Origin of the sequence: Marinactinospora rubrisoli (assembly GCF_042664915.1) — a bacterium.
Classification (GTDB): Bacteria; Actinomycetota; Actinomycetes; order Streptosporangiales; family Streptosporangiaceae; genus Marinitenerispora; species Marinitenerispora rubrisoli.
Genome location: NZ_JBHTBH010000005.1, coordinates 409,356 through 432,855 on the forward strand (window position 1 = coordinate 409,356; position 23,500 = coordinate 432,855).

At 74.2% G+C, this 23,500-nt stretch carries 14 protein-coding genes; 7 read left to right on the forward strand and 7 right to left on the reverse strand.

What is annotated here, in order from left to right; all coding sequences use genetic code 11:
- Nucleotides 1-17: 17 nt before the first annotated feature.
- Nucleotides 18-1,187 carry a site-2 protease family protein gene (locus ACFQRF_RS13170; RefSeq protein ID WP_379871343.1) on the forward strand — a complete coding sequence of 390 codons (1,170 nt, stop codon included), beginning with the start codon at nt 18-20 and terminating at the stop codon, nt 1,185-1,187.
- Between the two features lie 126 nt (nt 1,188-1,313).
- Here ACFQRF_RS13170 and ACFQRF_RS13175 read toward each other — a convergent pair whose 3' ends face one another.
- Nucleotides 1,314-2,726, reverse strand: a complete 1,413-nt coding sequence (locus tag ACFQRF_RS13175; RefSeq protein ID WP_379871344.1) for a glycoside hydrolase family 6 protein — start codon at nt 2,724-2,726, stop codon at nt 1,314-1,316.
- A 576-nt stretch (nt 2,727-3,302) separates the two neighbouring features.
- Between ACFQRF_RS13175 and ACFQRF_RS13180 the strand changes: the two genes are divergently transcribed.
- Together ACFQRF_RS13180 and ACFQRF_RS13185 are read left to right on the forward strand one after the other, a co-directional pair.
- On the forward strand, nt 3,303-3,887 hold the full coding sequence (locus tag ACFQRF_RS13180) for a snapalysin family zinc-dependent metalloprotease (RefSeq protein ID WP_379871345.1): 585 nt from the start codon (nt 3,303-3,305) through the stop codon (nt 3,885-3,887).
- Between the two features lie 383 nt (nt 3,888-4,270).
- The gene (locus tag ACFQRF_RS13185; RefSeq protein WP_379871346.1) at nt 4,271-6,088 is read left to right on the forward strand and encodes a glycoside hydrolase family 9 protein; all 1,818 of its coding nucleotides are present in this window, start codon (nt 4,271-4,273) and stop codon (nt 6,086-6,088) included.
- A 75-nt stretch (nt 6,089-6,163) separates the two neighbouring features.
- Here the strand turns inward: ACFQRF_RS13185 and ACFQRF_RS13190 are convergent, their stop codons facing one another.
- The 5 genes from ACFQRF_RS13190 to ACFQRF_RS13210 all read right to left on the reverse strand — a co-directional run bounded on the left by ACFQRF_RS13190 (nt 6,164) and on the right by ACFQRF_RS13210 (nt 14,528).
- Nucleotides 6,164-8,752, reverse strand: a complete 2,589-nt coding sequence (locus ACFQRF_RS13190) for a hypothetical protein (RefSeq protein WP_379871347.1) — start codon at nt 8,750-8,752, stop codon at nt 6,164-6,166.
- A gap of 82 nt (nt 8,753-8,834) precedes the next feature.
- Nucleotides 8,835-9,332 carry a GNAT family N-acetyltransferase gene (locus tag ACFQRF_RS13195; protein WP_379871348.1) on the reverse strand — a complete coding sequence of 166 codons (498 nt, stop codon included), beginning with the start codon at nt 9,330-9,332 and terminating at the stop codon, nt 8,835-8,837.
- A gap of 147 nt (nt 9,333-9,479) precedes the next feature.
- Nucleotides 9,480-10,769: a lytic polysaccharide monooxygenase gene (locus ACFQRF_RS13200; RefSeq protein ID WP_379871349.1), complete on the reverse strand. Its 1,290-nt coding sequence runs from the start codon at nt 10,767-10,769 to the stop codon at nt 9,480-9,482.
- A gap of 221 nt (nt 10,770-10,990) precedes the next feature.
- A complete protein-coding gene (locus ACFQRF_RS13205; protein WP_379871350.1) occupies nt 10,991-13,300 on the reverse strand; it encodes a WD40/YVTN/BNR-like repeat-containing protein in 2,310 nt (769 codons plus the stop codon).
- A gap of 85 nt (nt 13,301-13,385) precedes the next feature.
- A complete protein-coding gene (locus tag ACFQRF_RS13210) occupies nt 13,386-14,528 on the reverse strand; it encodes a glycoside hydrolase family 10 protein (RefSeq protein ID WP_379871351.1) in 1,143 nt (380 codons plus the stop codon).
- Nucleotides 14,529-15,020: 492 nt separating this feature from the next.
- Between ACFQRF_RS13210 and ACFQRF_RS13215 the strand changes: the two genes are divergently transcribed.
- From ACFQRF_RS13215 to pabB, 3 genes are all read left to right on the forward strand, one after another.
- Nucleotides 15,021-17,081, forward strand: coding sequence for a glycoside hydrolase family 48 protein (locus ACFQRF_RS13215; RefSeq protein WP_379871352.1), 2,061 nt, complete (start codon nt 15,021-15,023; stop codon nt 17,079-17,081).
- 388 nt (nt 17,082-17,469) lie between these two features.
- Nucleotides 17,470-18,837, forward strand: coding sequence for a cytochrome P450 family protein (locus tag ACFQRF_RS13220; protein WP_379871353.1), 1,368 nt, complete (start codon nt 17,470-17,472; stop codon nt 18,835-18,837).
- 220 nt (nt 18,838-19,057) lie between these two features.
- A complete protein-coding gene (gene pabB, locus ACFQRF_RS13225) occupies nt 19,058-21,283 on the forward strand; it encodes an aminodeoxychorismate synthase component I (RefSeq protein WP_379871354.1) in 2,226 nt (741 codons plus the stop codon).
- A 19-nt stretch (nt 21,284-21,302) separates the two neighbouring features.
- On the opposite strand, the gene ACFQRF_RS13230 is transcribed toward pabB, so the two are convergent.
- A complete protein-coding gene (locus ACFQRF_RS13230) occupies nt 21,303-22,484 on the reverse strand; it encodes a methyltransferase domain-containing protein (protein WP_379871355.1) in 1,182 nt (393 codons plus the stop codon).
- Nucleotides 22,485-23,046: 562 nt separating this feature from the next.
- Between ACFQRF_RS13230 and ACFQRF_RS13235 the strand changes: the two genes are divergently transcribed.
- On the forward strand, nt 23,047-23,256 hold the full coding sequence (locus ACFQRF_RS13235) for a 4-oxalocrotonate tautomerase family protein (RefSeq protein ID WP_379871356.1): 210 nt from the start codon (nt 23,047-23,049) through the stop codon (nt 23,254-23,256).
- Nucleotides 23,257-23,500: the final 244 nt, after the last annotated feature.

The following is a 23,500-nucleotide window of genomic DNA, read 5'->3' on the forward strand; positions in this document are numbered from 1 at the left end:
AGGGTGAGGCCGAACCCATGAAGCGCAGTCTGCCGCTCGGGCGGCTCTCGGGCGTCCCGGTGGGCGCGCACTGGTCGACGGTGGTGATCCTGCTGCTGATCACCGTCCTGCTGGCGGTCGAGGTGCTGCCGGGCAGCGGCGCCGAGGCGGCCGCGGGCCTGTACTGGGTCACCGCCGCGGGCGCCGCCGTGCTGTTCCTCGCCGCGCTGCTCGCCCACGAGCTCGCGCACGCCGTCACCGCGCGCCGCCGCGGGGTGCGGGTCCGCTCCGTCACGCTGTTCGCGCTCGGCGGCGTCACCGAGTTCGAGGCGCCCGCCGCCACCCCCAGGGCCGAGTTCGTGATCGCCGCCGCCGGCCCGCTGACCAGCCTGGTGGCCGGCGTGCTGTTCTGGCTGGCCGCGGTGGCGGCCTCGCTGGCCACCGCCCCGGTGCTCGTCCTGATGGCGCTGTCCTGGCTCGCGGGGATCAACGTGCTGCTCGCCGTCTTCAACCTGCTGCCGGGCGCGCCGCTGGACGGCGGCCGGGTGCTGCACGCCGCGCTGTGGTGGCGGTTCGGCGAACGGGCGCGCGCCGACCGGGCCACCTCGCGGGCCGGGGAGGGCCTGGGCCTCGGCCTGGTGTTCGCGGGCCTGGCGATGACGCTGGTGTGGGCGCGGGTCGAGGGGCTGTGGCTGGTGCTCGTGGGCTGGTTCCTCTCGACCGCGGCCCGGGGCGAGGCTGCCGCCGGTGACCTGCGCGACGGCCTGGGCGGACTGCGGCTGCGTGAGGTCATGACGCCGGATCCGGCCGTCGCCGCGGAGTGGCTCACCGTCGAGGAGTGCGTCCGGCACCTCGTGCTGGAGTCCCGGCAGACGGTGTTCCCCACCGTCGACTTCGACGGCCGGCCCAGTGGCTACGTCACCCTGGAGACGCTGCGCGACGTGCCGGCGGAGCGGCGGCCGGAGGTCCGGCTGCGCGAGGTCGCCCGCCGGCTCCCCGAGCAGGGCGTGCAAGAGGCGGGTGCCGACGCGACCGGACTGCTGGAGGCGGGGACGCCCGGCCGTGAGCTGGTCCGGGTGGTCGTGGAGGGCGGGCGGGTCGTCGGCATGGTCACCAGCGCGGACCTGTCCCGCGTCATACGCCAGGCGCCGCTGCGGCGCGCCGCCCGGCCGCCCTCGTTCCCCGGGCCGCCGTCCGCGCAGCCGTGACGCGCCGCCGGGCCGGCCACACGGGGGTGGTGCGGCCTCCGGCGCCGCGGGGTCGTCCAGCGCCGGAGGCCGGCCGGTGGGGCCGGCGCGCCACCGCGGGGGCGGACGCACCGGCCGGGGTGCGGGTCAGAGCTCGGGGTAGGCGTTCTCGACCAGCATTTCGAACTGCTCGGGGAACCAGCGGCCCGCGTGCGGCGCGTTCGGCAGCGCGTTGGTGGGCATGTTCGGGTTCCAGGTGTTGTGGTGCGTGGGGTCGCACATCCGGTCGAAGCCCTTGTTCGGGTCGTCGGGGTCGACGATGCCGTCCTGGGCGACGCCGTCGGACTCGCCCGGGGGCTTCACCCACACGAAGGCGTCGATCCCCGCCGCGGGCGTGGCCTGCGGGCGCTCGCCGATGCCGGCGCCGTCCTGGTTGCACCAGTTGCCGCGGTGCGGCCGGGTGTCCACCCGCGACTCGTCGACGTAGGTGTTGAGGTCGGTGGAGGTGCTGACCTGGGTCGGCCGGTCCGGGCCGCCCCAGCCGTTGCGGGAGGTGTCGATCAGCATCCCGATGTCACTGGGGAAGCCGGCGTTGACGAGGGCGGTGCGCAGCGCCTGGGCGAAGGGGCGCTCCGAGAATTGCGGGTTCCATTCGTAGAACTGGGCCGACCGCACCGGCTGGCCGCCGACCTGGAGGTCGGGGTTGGTGAGGAACGGCTCCTCGGTGGGCGTGTAGTTGGCGGTGTTGGTGATGAAGCCGCTGACGCTGTTCACCCCGGCCGCCGCGCCGCTGATGGTGTCGTCGAACAGCCGGACGGTCTGCGGGAAGTTGGTGTCCGGCCAGCCGATCCAGCCCGAGTGGCTGATGTCGACGTAGTTGTACACGTTCTCGAACTGCAGGTTGTCCAGCGCGTAGCGCACGCCCTCGACGTAGCCGCCCGGTCCGGCGGCCTCCCGGCAGTCCTCGGTGGCGTGCGGACCGTCCACGTTGGTCACCAGGTTGGGCAGCGAGTCCGGTTCGACGATCGTGACGATCCGCAGGCTGGAGTAGGCGGGGTCGCCGAGGATCTCCGAGATCGGGTCGATGTACTCCTGCTGGTAGCGCTGCATGCCGTTCTCGCTGATGCGCAGCTCGCCGTTGGAGGCCAGCGCCGCGCAGTCGCGGTTCGGCAGGTTGTACACGACGACGGTGACGGTCAGCGGCGTGCCGCCGTCCTGCTGCTCCAGTGCCGCGTCGAGGTGGTCGCGCAGGCCCATGCCGCCGGCCGGGCCCTCGATGGCGCCGATGCGGTCCATCCACACCGCGGTGGGGTACTGCGCGACGCTCTCCATCTGCTGGCCGAGCGCTCCGCCGGTCTCCGCCGCCTGCGAGCGCACGTTCTCGGCCCACTCCGGGTTGACGTAGGCGTCGGCGCCGGCGAACGGGTTGTCGACGCGCTCCTCGGCGCCGGCCGGCGTGGCGGACGCGGCGACCAGGGAGGAGCCGAGGGCGAGTGCGGCGGCCGAGGCGAGGCCGCGTCTGAGCCAGGGGCGGGTGGTGCTTCGAGAGGTCGATCTCATGGTCGGCCTTTCTCAAGGTCCGGGCGCCGCCGGGGCGCCCCTGCGGGGGAGTGCGATGCCCCGGCCGCCCGCCGGTTGCGCCGGGCGGTCGAGGGAGCGAAGGCATCGGTGGTGGCGACCGCTACGGCGGCCGGCCGGATGTCCGGCCGGCCGCCGTGCCGCACGGGGTGGTGCGCGGCGGTCGGCTGAAGGGGACGTGGGAGCGCGAGGGCTGCGGGAGCGCTCCCAAAGCTGATTGTAATAAGGCTGAAACGATATGTAAACGGATCGTAACCAGCGTCTTCGTCCCCGGCGGGCCCGAACTCGGTCCCGGGGAACCGCCCGCGTCCCCGGCCCGCCGCGGCCCCCTGGCGTCCGGTTCCGGCCGGGGGCTGCGTGGCCGCCGCCACCGAGGCGGCCGACTGACCAGGCGAAATGTCGGGATGCTTCCCTCTTGTCGCGATCCGTCACCGGACGTAAAATCCCCAAACCCCCACAAGGGTCACGGAGTCCCCGCCGAGCGCCCGCGGGCCACCAGCCCCGGACACCCCCGACGGCACTCCTCCCGGCAGCCCCCTCACCCCCAGGAGACCCCACATGCCGCGACGTACATCGCTGCGCGTCCTCGTCGCCGCCACCACGGCGGCGCTCGCCCTCTTCACCGGAACGACCGGCGCCGTGGCCGCGACCGGCCCGTCCCCGGCCGCGCCGTCCGCGGCGGCCACCACCCTCTACTACGACGACAGCCAGGCCGCGGAGTTCCGGGACGCCGTCGCCGCCGGCGCCCGGGTGTGGAACGAGAACGTGAGCAACGTCCAGCTCGTGCGCGCCGGCGCCGGGCAGCGCGCCCAGATCATCGTCCTGGCCAGCGACGGCTGGCCCCAGGCCAACCTCGGGCCGGTCCGGCCCGGCGGCCAGGTCCGGGTCTGGATGGGCCGCCAGGGCGTCGAGGAAGGGTACGACCCGGTCCGCATCGCCGCGCACGAACTGGGGCACAGCCTCGGGCTGCCGGACGTCAAGCCCGGCCCCTGCTCGTCCCTGATGTCCGGCTCCACGGCCGGCACCGCCTGCACCAACCCCGTCCCCAACGCCTCCGAGCGCGCCCGCGTGGAGTCGAACTACAGCGGCACGCTCGCCCACCACGCGCCGGCCGACGGCCGGGTGCTGGTCGACGCCCCCTGAGCCACGCAGCGGGGTCCGGCCATGACCGGACCCCGGGTGGGCGCGGTCCGGCACCGCGCCCACCCCGCGCGTGGCCACGTCCGGCCGATGACGCCGCCCGCCCGGCCACGCAGGGCGAGGACGCGGCCCGGCCGGCACCGCACGGCCCGCCACGTCCACGGCAGGGCGGACCGGTCCGCAACGTGGCGGTGAACGGCCGATCCCGGACGGCCGCGCGGACGGCCGGTCGGCGCGGAGCTGCGGTGACACCTGCACAGCCGTACCCCGCCCCGCCCGCACGCGGCCGCCGCGCCCTTCCGCCGGCCGCGCGCGGCTGTTACATTGCCGGACAGGGCCGGGAGCGCTTCCTTACGTGACGTCGCCACGACAGTGAGGAATCCCCCGTGCCGAACCCGTTCCGCGAGCGGCGCCTCGCCCGCGCCGCCGCCGCGCTCACCTGCGCGGCCGCGCTCGCCCTTCTCCCGATCGGCCCGCCGGCCGTGTCGCCCGCGCACGCCGACACCGGCCCCCGCGTCCAGGTCAACCAGGTCGGCTACCTGCCCGACGGCCCGAAGAACGCCACCGTGGTCACAGACGCCACCCAGCCGCTGAGCTGGGAGCTGCGGACCGCCGACGGAACCGTCGCCGCCGAAGGCCGGACCGTGCCGCGCGGCCACGACGCGAGCTCCGCCCAGAACGTGCACACCGTCGACTTCACCGGCCACACCGCCGCCGGCCAGGGGTACACGCTGGCCGTCGACGGCGAGGTCAGCCACCCCTTCACCATCGCGGACGACATCTACCGGCAGCTACCGGTGGACGCGCTGTCCTTCTACTACCCGCAGCGCAGCGGCATCGAGATCCAGGACGCGATCGCCCCCGGCTACGGCCGCCCGGCCGGCCACGTCGGCACGGCACCCAACCAGGGCGACACCGACGTCCCCTGCGCCCCCGGCACGTGCGACTACCGGCTGGACGTCTCCGGCGGCTGGTACGACGCCGGTGACCATGGCAAGTACGTCGTCAACGGTGGCATCTCCGTCAGCCAGCTCATGAGCGCCTACGAGCGCAGCACCCTCGCCGACACCGGCGACCCCGCGGCGCTCGGCGACGGCACCCTGCGGCTGCCCGAACGGGGCGACGGCGTGCCCGACATCCTCAACGAGGCGCGCTGGCAGCTGGAGTTCCTGCTGAAGATGCAGGTGCCGGAGGGCCAGCGCCTCGCCGGGATGGCGCACCACAAGATCCACGACGAGAACTGGACCGGCCTGCCCCTGCTGCCGTCGGAGGACCCCGAGCGCCGGTACCTGCAGCCGCCCTCGACCGCGGCGACGCTGAACCTCGCCGCGGCCGCCGCCCAGTGCGCCCGGGTGTTCGCGCCCTTCGACGCCGAGTTCGCCGCCCGGTGCGGCACCGCGGCCGAGACCGCCTGGCAGGCGGCCGTGGCCAACCCCGACATCCTCGCCCCCTCCACCGGCGTCGGCGGCGGCCCCTACGACGACGTCCGTGTCGAGGACGAGTTCTACTGGGCCGCCGCCGAGCTGTACGTCACCACCGGGGACGCCGAATACCGCGACGCCGTGACCTCCTCCCCGGTGCACACCGAGGACGTGTTCACCGACCACGGCTTCAGCTGGCAATGGACCGCCCCGCTCGGCCGGCTCACGCTCGCCACCGTGCCCAACGACCTGCCCGGCCTCGACGACGTGCGCGCCACCGTCGTGGCGGGTGCCGAACGCTACCTCGCCGCCATCGAGGAGCAGCCGTACGGCATGCCGTACGCCCCGGCCGACGGCCAGTTCGTCTGGGGCTCCAACAGCCAGGTGCTCAACAACATGGTGGTGCTCGCGACCGCCTTCGACCTCACCGGCGAGGCCCGGTTCCGCGACGGCGTGCTCCAGGGCATGGACTACCTCCTCGGCCGCAACGCCCTCAACCAGTCCTACGTGACCGGGTACGGCACCAACGACGTGCGCAACCAGCACAGCCGGTGGTACGCCGACCAGCTCGACCCCAGCCTGCCCAACCCGCCCGTCGGCACCGTCTCCGGCGGCCCCAACTCCAACGCCGACACCTGGGATGACGTGGCCCGCGCCAACCTGCAGGGCTGCGCGCCGCAGACCTGCTTCATCGACGACATCGGCTCGTGGGCGACCAACGAGCTGACCATCAACTGGAACTCCGCGCTGTCCTGGGTGGCGGTGTTCGCCGCCACGAGCTGACCGCGGCGCGGGAACCCCGCGCTAAGGCCCGGCCGGCGCACCCGGCCGGGCCGCACCGCGCGCTCGCGCCGCGGCTCAGGCCACCGCCAGCGCCGCGGTGCGCAGCAGTTCGGGCAGGGTCCCCCGGAAGTCGCGGATCAGGTGGGAGACCAGCGCCCACGCCTCGGGCCGTCCGTCCAGATGCTCGCGGACCAGCTCCGCCAGCTCCCGGCGGGCCGGGGCGTCGAGCGTGACGGCGGTGAGGACGTCGGTGGCCGGACGCCCGTGACGGAGCACGTCGGCGGGCGTCAGCAGGCGGCGTTCCGGGCCGGGACCGGGCGTGTGCAGCGCCTCCTCGACCCAGCTCCGCCCGGCGCGCGCCGCCAGCGGCGTCGCGGCCAGCACGTCGGCGGCGGGGCGGCCGTCGGCCAGCTCCCGCACGGCCCGCTGCTGCGCCCGGGTCAGCCGGACCCAGTCACGGTCCCGCAGCGGCTCGGGGCAGAGGTCGTCGCGCGCGAGCTGGCCGGCCCGCCACGGGTCGAGGGCGCCGCGCTGGAACGCGGCGTACAGCTCCGGCCAGTCCAGGACGAACCCCTCCCGCCGGATGATGTCGAGGTCACTACCCGACTCGCGGAACCGCCTGACGAGCGCCTCCGTCGACTCCTCCTCGGCCACCGCGGCGCGCAGCTTCTCCAGCGCGGCGCCCTCGTCCTTCTCGGCCAGCAGCCCGGTGACGAGCACGCGGACCCTCCGGTCGAACGAGCCGGGCAGCCACCGGCGCTCGTCCGCGCGGATCAGGCCGGGGCCGTTGCGCTCCCACAGGCCCAGGACGACGCGCAGCTGGAGCCCCGGTGACCGGTCGGCCCAGCCGGACCGGATGCAGTGCGCCGTCAGTTCGGGGTCGCCGGTGCCGAACGCGGGAAGCAGGTCCTCCCACGAGGTCGGCGGGTCGAGGAGCTGGGACCGCAGGCCGGCGTCCAACGGCAGCCGCTCGTCCGGCCCGGGGCCGACCCTCCGGCCGGTCAGCACGGCGTCGCGCAGCCGCGGGGGCAGGCGCGGCTGGTAGATCAGCGCGGCGTTCACCGCCGGGTCGTCCAGGGCGGCCAGCTCCGCCACCACCTCGGCCGGGAGCGGCCGGCGCGGCAGGCTCGTCGCCATCTGGCCGCGGGAGATGACCTGCCGTTCGAGCTGGTGCCGGGCGAGAAGCACCCGGTCCCGGCCGCCCGGCCCGCTCCGCCGGGCCCAGTCCAGCCACTCGGGCCGCCACTCGCCCATGGCGAGCAGGTCGGAGGCGGTCTCGTCGTCCACGTGCCGCAGCAGCTCGCGCTGGGCGGCGGTCGACGCCGCGTTCAGCAGCTCGACGAACGCGGCCCGCTCGCCCTTCAGCACCCACCAGGGGAAGGTCAGCGCGGGCAGTTCCCGGGCGTGCGGCCAGGGGGCGTCCGCCACCTCCCCGGCGCGCGCCGCCGCGTCGGCCAGCAGTTCGGCGACCGTGCCCGGGAACTCCGCGAGCCCGGCGCGCAGCGCCCGCCAGGCGGCCACGTTCGAGCCCAGCCGCCGCGCCACCAGATCGGCCAGGGCGGCGCGGAACGCCCACCACTCCGAGCGGGCGCGCTCCCCGGGGTCGCGCACCCCCTGCGCGACCTCCAGCACGACACGGGCCGGGCGCACCCGGTGCAGCAGGTCCTCGCCGGTGATCGTGCGCCCCAGCCCCCGGTCGAACGTCGCGATCAGGGTGTCGGCCGTGATCCCGTCGCCGCGCAGCGCGCCGAGCAGCGCCGCGGGGGCCGGGCGTTCCAGCCCGTCCAGCAGCACGGCCGGCTCGGGGTGGGCGGCGCCCAGCGGCGCGAACGCCTCGTCCGGGCAGTCCGCGCGGCCGACCAGCGCCTCGACCAGCCAGGGCGGCAGCGCCCGACCGGCGTGCGCGGCGAGCAGCGCGGGCCAGTCGACCTCCCGCCACGGATTCAGGTAGTCCTCGGCCGGCCCGCCCGGCGTCCCCTCCGCCGCCACGACGGCGGCCCGCAGCTCCGCGGCGCCGTCCGGACCGGCGAGCGCCCGGGCACCGAGGTCGGCGCAGCCGTGCCGCCGCAGCGTACGGTCGATCGCGGGCTCTCCCAGCGCCGCCCGCAGCTGGGCCGGACCGCCGTGGTCGTGCAGCGACAGCAGCCCGCGCAGCACGTCCGCCCGCTCCAGGATCCCGTCGGTGGCCAGGGCCGCCCGGACCAGGCGCGGGAACGGCGCGGCGACGGCCGCGCGCACGGTGTGCGGCTCCCCGTCGCGCCGGCCGGTGGCGTACTCGGTGACGAGGGCGCGGGCCCGGCTCACCCGCGGCTTCCAGCCGGGGTCGGCCGGGTCCGCGGCGGCCAGCAGCACCCGGATCTCCCACCGCCGCCACGGCCAGGCGCTCTCGAAGACGGCCCGCGCGACCAGCGGATGCCCGGTGCCGGCCAGCCGGAACCGCAGCGCGGCGCTCTCCGTCATCGCGGTGTTGCGGGCCAGGGCGCCGATCCACTCGCCGCCGACGGCGAGTACCGCCTCGACCAGCGGCGGCGGCAGGCCGGGCGCGTGCCGCACGACCTCGGCCAGATCGGCGGCGCCGCGCTCCAGCAGCTCCACGAGGTCGGCTTCCCGCCCGAAACCCGGCAACCGGCCGAAGCCGGTCTCCCGTGGCCGCTTCCCCGCCATGCGCGCATCCCTTCCCCGTGGGCCTGAGGAGGCGCAGGGTAGCGGAGGACGGCGACAACGCGGACTCCGGCCGCGCCCGCCGTCACAGCCGCAGGTACATGACGTGCAGGCCGACGAACCCGTGCGCCGGATGCCGGAACGCCTCGGGCACCGTCGCCAGGATCTCGAAGCCGAGGGAGCGCCACAGCGCGACCGCGCCGGTGTTCGTCTCGACCACCGCGTTGAACTGGATCGCGCGGTAGCCGTCGGCCCGCGCCCGGGCGATGACGTGCTCGCCCAGCGCGCGGCCGACCCCGCGGCCGGTGTGGCCGGGATCCACCATGAAACTGGCACCGGCCACGTGCGCGCCCGGTCCCTCCTGGTTGGGGTGCAGTTTCGCCGAACCCAGCACGGTGTCCTCGGCCCCGTCCCCGGCAACGGCGACGAAGGTGCGGCCCGGAGGGGCGGGATGCCACAGCGTGCGGGCCCGGTCCTCGGACACGTCCGGGTCCCACGTGTAGGTCTCACCGGCCGCCACGATGCGGCGGAGGAACGGCCAGATCCGCGGCCAGTCGGCCGGCCGCGCGTCACGGATCAGCATGCCGCCAGCATGCCGGATCCCGCCGCCCGCGGGCCGGAAACCGCCGACCGCGCCGGACCGGCGGCCGGACTCCGCGCCCGCCCGGCCGTGGCGGCGGTCGCCGATGGGGGAGAGGGCGCCCATCGGCGACCGCCCGGTGGGAGGGGATCAGGCGACGGTGCCGCAGGCGGTGCCGTCGAGGACGAAGTAGTCGGGTTCGTCGGCCGGCCGCTGGGTGTCGGCGTTGAACCCGACGCTCGCCGACGCGCCGGGCGCGATGGAGCCGTTGCCGGTCACCGTGACGCGCTTACCCGACTGCTCGAACGTGCCCGACCACCCGGAGGCGATCCGCTCGTCGCCGAGGAAGTACCATTCCAGGTCCCATCCGCTGATGGCCTGGCCACTGGTGTTGGTGACGCGCACCTCGGCGGAGTAGCCCTGCGACCACTGGCTGGTGATCCGGTAGTCCACCTCGCAGTGGTCGGCGTTGCGGGCTGCGCCGGTGGTCACCGCGACGGGCTCGGACGGCGCGGACCGGTTGCCGGCGGCGTCGCGGGCCACCACGGTGAACTCGTAGTCGGTGCCGGGCTCCAGGTCCGTGACGCGCGTCGCGGTCCGGGTGGACGTGGCGACGACCTCGCCGGCGGCGTCGCGCACCTCGTAACCGGTCACCCGGACGTTGTCCTCGGCGGCCGGCCACTCCAGCTGGACGCTGTCGGCGGTGGCCCCGGTGGCGACCGGAGCGCCCGGCGCGCCGGGGGCCTCGGTGTCCTCGCCGCTCTGTCCGCCGGTGAACACCACGTCGGCGCAGTTGTAGAACGCCTCCGGGCTGTCGGAACGCTCCCAGATCGAGTAGATGATGTGCCGTCCGGTCTTCTCGGGCAGCGTCGCCTCCCAGGTGTACTCCGGGCCGAGCGGGCCCTCGCCGTTGATCGGCGGGTCGGTCACCTCGTCGAACGGCAGCGGCTCCAGGTCGTCCCAGGTGAGCGGCCGGCCGGGGTCCCAGTCGTCCTTGGTGACGTACTGGTACCAGGTGCCCGGGTGCGGGGCCCAGGCGTTGTACCGGAAGGTGATGCCGGCGCCGGACTGGAGCTCGGTGGTCGGCCACTCGTCGTGCGGCGCGTTGAAGGCCGCGAAGCTCTCGGTCGGCCCGCACAGCTCGCCGTCGGCGACGACCTCGCGGTGCCGCCCGTCGGCGTCGCTGATGAGGTTGCCGAACCAGTTGTAGTAGGCGTAGATGCCGCCTTCCTCCAGCGCCTGGGCGCAGGCGGGGTTGGTCGGGTTCAGGGCGCCGCCGCCGGTGTTGCCGGTGGCGTCCATGAAGCAGGCGTAGGTGCGGGTGGCGGGGTAGGTGAGCCCGCCGTGGGCCAGGGCCTGGTCGGCCGGCAGAGCCGTGAAGAAGATGCCGGTGAGCCCGGCGAGGGCGCCCGTCAGGGCGAGGTGGCGTCCGAATCGCACGGTGTGCTCCTTCTCGTGCGGTGGGTCGGTGCTGGGTTCGGCGGGCCGCGCGGCCGGTGCGGCGGCGCGGGGGAGGAGGACGGGGGATGCTGGCGCGGCCCGTCCGGGCCGCACCCGGGGGCCGCGCGGACGTGGCCGCCCGCGCGGCCGGAGGGGCGCCTCGTCTCCGGAGCGGCGTGCGGTCGCCCCGGAGGAAGGGCGAGCGCCCCTCTGGGCGAGCCTCAGGACCCGGCGAGATCGCCGTAGATGATCCCGCGGCCGTTGGTCGACACGTAGACGCGGCCGTACACGTCCGGATCGCCGGTGATCGCGGCGCCGGTCCACGCCCACTGGTGCCGGTCGTCGTTGATGCGGACCCAGGTGGCGCCGGCGTCGTCGGACCGGAAGATCCCGCGCACGCCGTCGACCCGGGCGCTGGAGTACAGGGCCGGGTAGTCGCGGCCGGGCGCGGCGGCGCCGAACCCGATGTTGTCGGCCTCCTCGACGCCCTCGATCCGGGTGAAGGACGCGCCCTGGTCGGTGGAGTGCCACAGGCCGTAGCCGTCGCCCTCGCCGCCGGCCAGCCAGATGTCGCCCTCCTCGCCGGGGACGGCCTTGAACCGGACGTCGCCGCTCGCCGGCAGCCCGCCGGCCGGCGTGGCGCTGAAGGTGGCCCCGCCATCGGTGCTGACGTAGAAGCGGCCGCCCGAGAATCCATAGAACACGTCCGGGTTCTCCCGGTCGGACTCGACGACCGCCCCCGCGGGGATGCCCTGCGACGGCGCCCACGAGTTGCCGAACCCGGTCGTGTGGTGCACCCCGGTGCCCTCCGGGGACCAGACGAACCCGCTGCCGTCGGCCGCCGCCGCCACGGTGCCGCCGCCGGTGACGCCACCGGGCTCGCCGCCCTGGAACCAGTTGGCGCCGCCGTCGGTGGAGAAGGCGACGCTGCGGTCGTTCGGCCGGTCGGCCTTGGTGAAGTCGCCGGACCGGACCACCACATCGGGGTTCTGCTCGGCGAAGTCCAGGCTGGTGGTGCTGTCGAACGCGGGAGCGGTGAACATCCGGTCGGGCACCCGGGTCACGTCGTCGTGCCGGAACCCGCCGATGTCGCCCAGCGCGCTGATCAGCGGGGTGTCGGTCGGCGGGGCGACGAGGTCGTTCACCGCCGTCTCCTCCAGGCCCTGGGCCATCACCTCGATGGTGACGGTCTCGTCCCGGTCCCAGGCGGTCAGGTTCTCCGACCCGTAGATGGTGGCTCCGGTGCCGTACATCATCCGGTCGGAGTCGAACGGGTCGATCTCCAGGGACTCCGTCATCCAGCCGAGCTTGGGAGCGGTCTCCGGTGGAGCCGGGTTCTGGCCGAAGTCCAGCCACGGCGCGCCGGAGATGTCCATCTCATAGCGCGTCGTGCGCTCGGGGTAGTTGGCGAACTCCCAGATGCGGGTCCAGTTCTCGCCGCCGTCGGTGCTGCGGAAGAAGATGACGTCCGGCCACCACGAGATCTGGGTGGCGACCATGATCGTCTCCGGGTTCTGCCGGTCGATGGTCAGCCCGCTGTAGCCGAAGTAGTTGTCCTCGCTGTCGGAGGGCACGGGGCTGATCCGTGTCCACTCGCCGGACGCGGTGGCGTACTTCCACACGTCGCCGCTGCCGCCGTCATAGGGTCCGCCGGTGTCGCTGGTGGCGATGTAGAGGACGCCGTTCTCGTGGTCGAGCACGCCCTTGTGCGCGAGGAACCCGGTGGGCTGCCCGGGGATGCGCTCCCAGGTCCGCCCGCCGTCGGTCGAGTGGTAGACGGTGTTCTCCTTGTCGGCGACCCCGACGTAGATGTTCTGGCTGGCCTGGCCCTCGGAGCCGCTGCCCGGATCGAAGGTCACCCACACGACGCCCTGCTCGTCGGAGAGGTAGCCGCTGGAGTCGCTGGGATCCTGCACGTAGTCGCCCGGGTTCGGGAAGGAGGTCACCTCCGACCAGGTCTCCCCGTGGTCGGTGCTGCGCCACAGGCCGTTGCCGCTGGGCGCGCCGAAGTACAGGATCCGGTTGTCGTTGGGGTCGACGGCGAGCCGCTCGCCCATACCGCGGCCGGGCATGTTGCCGCCCACCTTGAACGGCAGGTCGGTGCGCTCCCACGTGGCGCCGCGATCGGCGGACCGCAGGATGGCGCCGTTGTCCGACGTCCAGTCGTTGGTGTAGGTGCCGGCGGCCACGTACACGCGGTCGGTGTCGACCGGGTCGGTGGCCAGGCCGGCGATTCCGGTGAGGTTCCAGTCGTCCCACCCGATCCAGTCGAGCAGCGGGATCCACCGGCCGGTGCCGGGGTCCAGGCGGTAGGCGCCGCCGATGTCGGTGCGCGCGTAGACGAGGTCGGGTTCGGACTGGTTGAAGACGATGCCGGGGACGAATCCCCCGCCGACGATCTCCACGTTGTTCCACTGGTAGTCGGCGGCCGTCTCCTCGGCCGGGGCGGCGAGGACCGCCTGCGCCGAGCCGGCCATGGTGGCGACCAGCAGGCCCGCCACCATGGCGGCGAGCCGTCGTCGGGTTCGCATGTGCGCCTGCTCCTTCGTGCGCCGTGCGTCCCGGCCGCTGGGCCGGGACGCGCGTGGGGGATGTGCGTTGGCCCGGGAGCGCCGGTCAGCCCGCCGGTGCGGCGGCGCCGGGCGGGCCGGCCGGAACGGAGGTGCCGCCGTCGTTCACCACGGCCGCCGCGAGGGTGTCGTGCAGCGCGTGGTAGGCGGGTTTCGGCCGGTACTGCTCGTCGTAGGGCAGCGCGGCGCCGTAACCCGGGAACGTGCCGGGGATCCAGGAGTGCCGGTCCGTGATGCCCCAGACGGTGACGCCGGTGCAGCGGGAGACCGCGAGGCAGGCGGCCAGCACGCTCTCGTACTCCCGCGCCTGCTGCTGGATCTCGGCGGCGTCGGCCGGCATGGGGATGCGGATGTCGAGTTCGGTGATGGCCACGTCCACGCCGAGGTCGGCGAAGCGGCGCAGGTTCTCCTCGATCGTGCCGGGCACCTGGCCCAGGATGAAGTGGCCCTGCAGGCCCACACCGTCGATCGGCACGCCCTGTTCCCGGAGCCGGCGGACCAGCTCGTACAGGGCGTCGCTCTTGGCGTTGATCCCCTCGACGTTGTAGTCGTTGATGTACAGCCGGGCGTTCGGGTCGGCCTCGCGCGCCCAGCGGAACGCGTCGGCGATGTACTCCTCGCCGAGGGTGCGGTAGAAGACCGAGTCGCGCAGCGAACCGTCCTCGTTGAACGGCTCGTTGACGACGTCCCAGGCGTAGATCCGGCCGGCGTAGCGGCCGGCCTCGACCTCGATGTGGTCCCGGAGGATGCCGCGCAGTTCCTCGGCGCCGAACCCGCCGTTGGCCACCCAGGACGGCAGCTGGCTGTGCCAGACCAGGGTGTGTCCGCGGACCTGCTGGCCGTTGGCCTCGGCGGCCGCCACGATCTGGTCGGCCGGTCCCCAGCGGTACTGTCCGCGCTGTGGTTCGACCGACTCCCATTTCATCTCGTTTCCGGGGGTGACCGCGTTGAACTCCGCGGCGAGGATGTCGCGGTACTGCGCCTCGTTGGTGAGCGGGCCGGCCTCGATGCCCGCCCCGATCTGGACGCCGCGCGCTTGGGCGTGCTCGCGGAGGGAGCCGCTGGCGGCGCCGGTCTGCGCCTGCGCCGCGGCGGGCGTGACCAGGCTCAGCGCGAACACGGCGGCGGCCAGCAGCGCGCCGTTGCGGCGAATGTACGGGCGCCGGCTGGAGTCATCGTTCCGTTCCATCGGTCCGTCCTTCTCCGGGGGTCTCCGGCAGGTGTCACGGGCACTGACGTGAAGCTGTGGGAACGCTCCCATGATTTGCCGACGAATGTAACATTCGTTAACGAAGCGTGAAAGTGGTGTTTCGCTGCGAATTCGGCGCCGCGCATCCGGCGGTGGCGCCGCGCCGATTTCCGGGTGGTGCCGGATCGGGAAACCGCCCGGATCGGTGATCGATTTCCGGGATCGCGCACCGAACGGTGCGGACCCGGCGCGAAGTCAGATCTGTCTCACCTTTCCGTGGCGGCCGGCAATGCGGCGTGAGTGACTGTCGTGATGATCCGGAAATGTGCTGTTTACAGGTTGTTTTCGACTGGTTACTATCCCGTGGAAGCGCTCCCATGACGATGTGTTCCCGGATACGGACCCGATCCGGAAGCCCGCCCGGGCTCCCGGCCCGGGCGGGCTTCCGGGACGCCCCCCGCTTCCGTCAACCTCGGGAGGTTGTCCCCCACCATGAGATCTCCACTGTCGGCGCCGGCGGCCCGGCTGCTCCGCACGGGGCTGCTGCCCGGCGCCCTGGCGGTGGCGCTGGTCGCCACCGCGCTGCCCGCCGCGGCAGCCGCCGCCCCGGGCGGTGCCCCGCCCCGCCCGGCGGCCGCGGACGCCGAACCCCCGCCCGCCATCTCCGCCTACGACGACGCCTTCCTGGAGCAGTACGAGAAGATCAAGGATCCGGCCAACGGGTACTTCCGTGAGTTCGACGGGATGCTGGTGCCCTACCACGCCGTCGAGACCCTCATCGTGGAGGCGCCCGACCACGGCCACGCCACCACCTCCGAGGCGTTCAGCTACTACCTCTGGCTGGAGGCCACCTACGGCCGGATCACCGGGGAGTGGCAGCCCTTCAACGACGCCTGGGCGTCCATGGAGGCGTTCATCATCCCGGGCACCGCCGACCAGCCCACCAACGCCTCGTACAACCCCGACTCGCCCGCCACCTACATCCCCGAGCACGACAGCCCCGAGGGCTATCCCTCGGCGCTGGACAACAGCGTGACCGCAGGCGAGGATCCGCTCGCCGACGAGCTGAGCAGCACCTACGGCACCGACGAGATCTACGGCATGCACTGGCTGCTCGACGTGGACAACACCTACGGGTACGGCTTCTGCGGCGACGGCAGCGACGACGCCCCCGCCTACATCAACACCTTCCAGCGCGGATCGCAGGAGTCGGTGTGGGAGACGGTCCCGCACCCCTCGTGCGAGACGTTCGACCACGGCGGGCCGAACGGGTTCCTCGACCTGTTCACCGACGACGCGAGCTACTCGCAGCAGTGGCGCTACACCAACGCCCCCGACGCCGACGCCCGCGCGGTGCAGGTGGCCTACCTCGCCCACACCTGGGCCAGCGAGCAGGGCAACGCCGCCGCCGTCGCCGAGACGGTCGCCAAGGCCGCCAAGATGGGCGACTACCTGCGGTACGCGATGTACGACAAGTACTTCAAGGAGATCGGCGACTGCGTCGGCGCGAACTCCTGCGCTCCCGGTACCGGGAAGAACAGCGCGCACTACCTGATGTCCTGGTACTACGCCTGGGGCGGTGCGCTGCAGAACGCCCAGTACCCGTGGGCCTGGCGGATCGGCGGCAGCTCCTCGCACCAGGGCTACCAGAACCCGCTGGCCGCCTACGCGCTGTCCGAGGTGGACGTGCTGCGGCCCGAGTCGGCGACCGGCGCCGAGGACTGGGCCGTCAGCATGGACCGGCAACTGGAGTTCCTCCAGTGGCTGCAGTCCGCCGAGGGCGGCATCGCCGGCGGCGCGACCAACAGCTGGGGCGGCGACTACGGTGAGCCGCCCGCCGGTTCCCCGACCTTCTACGGGATGTACTACGACTGGCAGCCGGTCTGGCACGACCCGCCGTCCAACCGGTGGTTCGGCTTCCAGGTCTGGGGCATTGAGCGGGTCGCCCAGCTCTACCAGACCACCGGCGACGAGCGTGCCGGGGCCATCCTGGACAAGTGGGTGCCGTGGGCCATGGCGAACACCACGGTCGGCGCCGACGGCGCCTTCGCGGTGCCCTCGGACCTGGAATGGAGCGGCCAGCCGGACACCTGGACGGGGACGCCCTCCGGCAACACCGGGCTGCACGTCGAGGTGGTCTCCCACGGCCAGGACGTCGGTGTGGCCGCGGGTCTCGCCAAGACGCTGCTGTACTACGCCGCCGCCTCCGGCGACGCCGAGGCCCGCGCCATGGGCGAGGGGCTGCTGGACGCGCTGCTGGCCAACCGGGACGCCATCGGCGTCGCCACCCCGGAGGTCCGCGCCGACTACGAGCGGTTCGGTGACGAGGTGTACATCCCGCAGGGCTGGTCCGGCCAGATGGCCAACGGCGACCCGGTCGAGCCGGGCGCCACGTTCTCCTCCATCCGGTCGTTCTACCAGGACGACCCCGACTGGCCGCAGGTCGAGGCCTACCTCAACGGCGGCGAGGCGCCGACGTTCACCTACCACCGCTTCTGGTCGCAGGTGGACGTGGCGACGGCCTTCGCCGTGCACGACGAACTGTTCGGCTGAGCCGCCCGCCACGGCGGACGGCCGGTGGCGGCGGGACCGGGGAACCGGGACCGCCGCCACCGCACCGCGGCCGTGCGCGCGGCCTCCCCCACGCCCGGGACCGGGCGTGGGGGAGGCCGGGAATGCCACCGGTTGCGTTTCGGCCGGTGGGTGGAATGCGGCGCGTTACCCGGTCGCACCTCGCGGCATTTCATCCCGATATACGGGGGATCGTGGAAATGGTGAAATGCCCTACCCCATCGGGCGCCGGACCGGAAGTGCGGTGCCCTGAACCGGCCAAACATTAGCCCCCGAACCGAAACCGTTGGCATTGTGTGGTGATGCCCGCCGTCCAGCCGGCGTACCGAGCATCGCGAGGTGCCGCCCCGGATTCTCCAGGATCTGCCCCGTGACACATCCGTGCCCCCACGCGGCCCTGCACGATCCGCGGTTCCACGCCGATCCGCAGGCCGTCCTCCAGCGGCTGCGCGACACGCACGGCCCCGTCGTCCCGGTCGAACTGGAGCCGGGCGTGCGCGCCTGGCTGGTGATCGACTACACGATCATCACCGCGTGGTGCCGCGACACCCGCACGTTCAGCCGGGACGCCCGGCGCTGGCGGGACTGGCGTGCGGGCCGCGTCCGCGACGACGCGCGCGTCGTCCCGATGATGGCGTACCGCCCCAACGCGATGTTCGCCGACGGCGACCGGCACCTGCGGCTGCGCCGGGCCGTCACCGACGCGCTCGGCCGCGCGGAGGCGCACCGCATCGCGGCGGACGCGCGCGGCTTCGCCCACCGGCTCATCGACGGATTCTGCGCGCGTGGCCGCGCCGACCTCCTCGCCGACTACGCCCGGCAACTGCCGCTGCTGGTGCTCACCCGGCTGGTCGGCTTCGGCGACAACGCGGGCCGGCGGCTGGCCGAGGCGGTACGCGGCATGTGGGACGGCACGGACGCCGAACGCGCGAACGCCGCCTACGAGCGAACCCTGAGCGAGGCCGTCACCGCCAAGAGCGCGCGCCCCGGCGACGACGTGCTGTCCCGGCTGATGGCCCACGACGCCGGGCTCAGCCGGGAGGAGGTGCTGCACCACCTGGTGCTCATCCTCGGAATCGGCGACGAGTCCACCGCCAACCTTATCGGCAACACCATGCGGCTGCTGCTGACCGACCGGGAGTTCGCCGCGGACCTCGCCGGCAGCAGGGTCGGCATCGACGACGCCGTCGACCGCGCGCTGTGGTCCGACCCGCCGGTGACCAACTTCCCGGTGCTCTACCCGGTGCGCGACATCGAACTGGCCGGCGGCCGGATCATCCGCGAGGGCACCCCGATCCTGCTCGGCCTCGGCGCGGCCAACCGGTTCCTGGCCGACCAGTACCGGGAGCGGATCCAGGAGACGGCGAACCGCGCGCATCTGGCGTGGGGAGTCGGCCCGCACCGCTGCCCGGCGCAGGACATCGCGCGGATGATCGCCGGCAACGGGGTCGAGATCCTGGTCGAACGCCTGCCCGAGCTGCGGCTCGCCGTTCCCGAATCCGAACTCCGCTGGCGGAACTCGCCGTTCGCCCGGGCGCTCACCGCGCTGCCGGTGGTGTTCACCCCGCAACCGCCCGAGCGCGTCAGGGAGCAGGCCGAACAGACCGCCACCGTGCCGGCCGCCGAGGGGGAACCGCGGCACCGGGACGCGCGCGCGGACACCGGAACGGAGGACCCGCGTGGCGGCGCGCGGCCGTCCCGGCCACGCCGCCGGGACCGGTGGCGCCGGGGCCGGTGACCGCCGGGCGGCCGCCTCGCCCCGGCCCGCCGGGCGGCATCGCCGCCCCGATCCCGGAGGGCGCGACGGGGCGCGCGGCCGCGCCCGGGTACGCTGGTCAGCGGACAGCACGCCGATGAGGCCGGCCGCGGCACCGGCCCGCATCCGCGCCGGTCCGGCGCGGAGCAGGCCGGCGAGGCCGCCGGGAGGCGATCCGGCGGCGTTTCGGAGGGGACACAGGGTGCGAGTGCCACGGAGCGACCGCGCCGTCCCGGCCGCGCCGGGCGCCACCGCGCGGCCCGTACGCACCCTGCTCGTCGACAACTACGACTCCTTCACCCACAACCTCGCCCACTACCTGGCCGAGGTGAACGGCCTGCCGCCCGTGGTGGTGCGCAACGACGAGCCCGGCTGGCACCCCGGCCGCCTCGCCGGCTTCGACAACGTGGTGCTCTCACCCGGCCCCGGCACGCCCGAACGCGCCGCCGACGTCGGCATCTGCCGGGACCTCGCCGCCGAGTGCCCGCTGCCGCTGCTCGGTGTCTGCCTGGGGCACCAGGCCATCGCACTGGCCGGCGGCGCCACCGTGGCGCGCGCGCCCGAGCAACGGCACGGCCGGGTCTCGTGGATCCACCACGGCGGCACCGACCTGTTCGCGGGGCTCCCCGACCCGCTCGACGTCGTCCGCTACCACTCCCTGGCGGTGGGCCCCGACCTGCCGCCGCCGCTGGAGGCCACCGCGTGGGACGCCGACGGCGTGGTCATGGCCCTGCGGCACCGCGACCGGCCGATGTGGGGCGTGCAGTTCCACCCGGAGTCCATCCGCACGACGCACGGGCTCGGCCTGCTCCGCAACTTCGCCGAGCTCACCCGCCGCCGGACGACGGCCCGCCCCGGCGCGGCGAGCGTGTCGCCCGGCGCCGAGTGGCTGCGGCCGGCCCGTCCCGCGGACCGGGTGCGGCGGCTGCGCGTGCTGGTCGAGCGGCTGCCCACCAGGTGGGACGACGAGGTCGTCTTCGACCGGCTGTTCGGCGGATCCGCCACGGCGTTCTGGCTGGACGCCGGCCGCCGCGACGCGGGAGCCGGCCGCTGCTCGGTCATGGGGGACGCCGACGGGCCACTGGCCCGCGTCGCGTCCGCCGACGTGCGGCGCGGCTCCGTCCTGGTCCGCACCCGCGACGCGGTCCGGCCGGAGCCCGGCGGCTTCCTCGACTGGCTGGACCGCGACCTGCGGTCCCTGCGGACCGAGGTGCCGCCGCTGCCCTTCGACTTCGCGCTGGGGTGGGTCGGCTACCTCGGCTACGGCCTGAAGGCCGAATGCGGCGCGGACCGCACGCACCGCGCGGAGGAGCCCGATGCCATGGCCGTCTTCGCCGACCGCGCGGTCGTGTTCGACCACGCGACCGCGACCACCTACCTGCTCGCGCTGGCCGAGGACGCCGAGGAACGCCCGGCCCGTGACTGGCTGGAGGGCACCGCGCGCGAGCTCGCCGAGCTGGCCGGCCGGCGCCCTGAGCCGGCGCCCGCACCGGGGCCGGGCACCGCGCCCCTTGAGCGGGGATCCGCGGCCGCTTCCCCCGGACCGGCCCCCGCGCTGCGGCTGCGGCACGACCGCGACCGCTACCTCGCGCTGATCGCCGAATGCCAGGAGCTCATCGCGGCCGGCGAGAGCTACGAGCTGTGCCTCACCAACATGATCGAGGCGCACCGCACCGTCGACCCATGGCGGGCCTACCGGCTGCTGCGCCGCATCAGCCCGACACCGCTCGGCGCCCTGCTGAGGTTCGGCGAACTGTCGGTGCTCAGCGCCTCGCCGGAGCGTCTGCTGCGGGTGGACCGGAACGGCGTCGCGGAGTCCCGCCCGATCAAGGGCACCCGCCCGCGCTCCGCCGACCCGCGCGCGGACGCCGAACTGCGCCGGGAGCTGGCGGAGGACGAGAAGGAACGCGCCGAGAACCTGATGATCGTGGACCTGGTCCGCAACGACCTCGGCCGCTGCGCCGAGGTCGGCTCCGTCGAGGTGAGCGGGCTCTTCGACGTGGAGAGCTACGCGCACGCCCACCAGATGGTGAGCACGATCCGCGCCCGGCTGCGCCCCGGAGTCTCGGCGGTGGACTGCGTCCGCGCCGCGTTCCCGGGCGGCTCCATGACCGGCGCGCCCAAACTCCGCGCGACCCGCATCCTGGACCGCCTGGAGGACGGCCCGCGCGGCGTGTACTCCGGGGCGATCGGCTACCTGTCCCTCAACGGCGCCGCCGATCTCAGCGTCGTCATCCGCACCGCCGTGGTCACCCCGGGCCGGATCCGCTACGGGATCGGTGGCGCCATCACGGCGTTGAGCGACCCGGAGGCCGAGTACGCCGAGACGGCGGTGAAGGCCGTGCCACTGCTCCGGCTGCTCGGCACCGGTTTCCCGGGAGTGCCCGCCACCGGGACCAGCGGGCGCCCGGCGGGACGGCCGGCCTGACCGGCGCGCGGCCCGCCGCTCAGGCCGTGGTCAGGGTCCGCTCGGGAACGTCGGCCCACAGGACCTGTGCCCCCTCCGGGGTGACGGTGAGGCCGAGCCGGTCCCGCCCGGGACGACCCGCCCGCTGCCACACCCGCCAGGCGGCGCCGATCTCGGCCCACAGGTCACGGGGACCGCGCACGCTCGTCTCCCAGGAGTCCTCCCGGGGAGAGTACTCGCCGAGCGCCCAGGAGCCGGTCCCCAGGCCGCGATCGAAGACGTACACCGAAGCCTCGCCGGAGCCGTCGGCCGCCTCATAGGACACGAAGTCGACACCGGGCACGAGGTGACCGGCCACCAGCCGCCACCCGTCGTTCCGGTACGCGATCCAGCGGGGGTTGGTCCTGGTGCGGCCCGCCACCGCGGCCGGGTCGTTCTCGTCGACGTACTCGCGCCACTCGCCGAAGGGCGAGCGCGAGCGTTGCGACCGCAGCATCATGAAATCGGCCTCGCCCACGAACCGGCCGGAGGCGCCGCCGTCACCGGCCACCTCCAGGCGCAGCAGGACGCCCGGGGAGAACCACGTCGACCATGGCGTGACGATCACCCCGCCCGGGCGGACCTGCCCGATCCACGCGGTGGGAACGTCGTGGGCGGCCACGGTGGCCAGTAGCCGGTCGTAGGGAGCGCCGTCGGGCACGCCCAGCACGCCATCGCCGACCACCAGGCGCGGCCGGTACCCGAGCTTGCCGAGGGCGCGATGGGCGCTGTCGGCCACTTCGGGGTCGATCTCCACCGAGGTCACCCGCTCATCGCCGAGCCGCTCGCACAGCAGCGCGGTGTTGTAGCCGGTTCCGGTGCCGATCTCCAGCACCCGCTGCCCGTCCCGGGCGTCCAGTGCCTGCAGCATCGCCACCACCAGGGAGGGCTGGGAGATGCTGGAAGTGGGCAGCCGGCTCCAGCCGTCCTCACCGGCGGGCACACCGTCGTCCACCTGGGTGATGAGGGACCAGTCGGCGTCCGCCCATGTCGGGCACTCGGGATCGTCGGAGGTGATGGGCCGGTACCAGCCCGGCCGGTCGCGCGAGGACACCCACACGGTGTCGGGGATGAACGGGGCCCGCGGCACCGCGCGGATCGCGCGGTGCCAGGCCGGATCGGTGATGGCACCGACCGAAGTGAGCACCTCGGCGAGCCGCGCCCCGGGGCCGTGCACGCTCACCCGCCGGGGTTCCGGCCGTCACCGCTCTGGGGAGGAACACCCTCTGAGCCGTGATCATTCGGCTTGTTCCCGTCAGTGCCGGCGCTCCCTCCCGATCCACTGTCGCGGGGCTTGTCCTGGTTTTCGTGTCGGCCCATGTTGCTGCTCCTGGGGGCGAGGCGGGTGGCTCTACAAGCGTAGCGTCGCGATCGCGGTGGGTCACCGGCGTGGCCGCGGACGGTCACCACGACCGCGCGCTCAACGGCCGCGGCGTCGATCCGCCGGTCGAGGTGCGGACCTCCGCGGGGCCGTTGACCCAGGGGATGACGTCCCCTGGCTGGGAAGGCCGGCGTCGCACATCATGGAGGCCATGACCGAGAACCCCCCGGTCCCACGGCCATGGACCGTTCCTCGACGGCACGACGCCCGAGCGGATCGACCGGATCGCCGGTGTGGTCGCCTTCCGCACCGGCCCGGAAGGGCACTCGGGCAACGGCCCTGCGAGCGGACGGCGTGAGCCGACCACGCCGAGTCCGGCCGACCGCTGAGCCACGGAAGAAAACCCGATCGAAGGAGAAACCGCATGCCGTTCGCCCACTTCAAGGTTCCCGCGGGCACCATCACCACCGAGGACAAGAAGAAGATCGTCGAGCGCACCACCGACTTGTACGCGGAGATCTACGGTGAGCGGGCCCGGCCCACCACGGTCGTGCTCGTCGACGAGGTCGCGGACGGCGGCTGGGGCGTCGCCGGCAACGTCCTGACCGCGGCCATGCTCAACGGCGACGAGTGACGCCGCCCACCCGCGTGCGGCACGGCGCGGCCCACCGGGCCGCACGCGGCGGCCACCGCCCTGGCCGGCCGGTCCCGGGCGGCGCGCCCGGGGCGGCGGGAACCGCCGAAGAGCATGCCGGCGGCGGGGGTGATGACCGGGTCGCGCCGGTTGCGACCGGGGGATCGCCACTACGCCGGCCGATCCGCCCGCGCCCTGCCACCGGCCGCGTGAGCGGATCGGGAGTGGAGGTGCGGGCACGGGC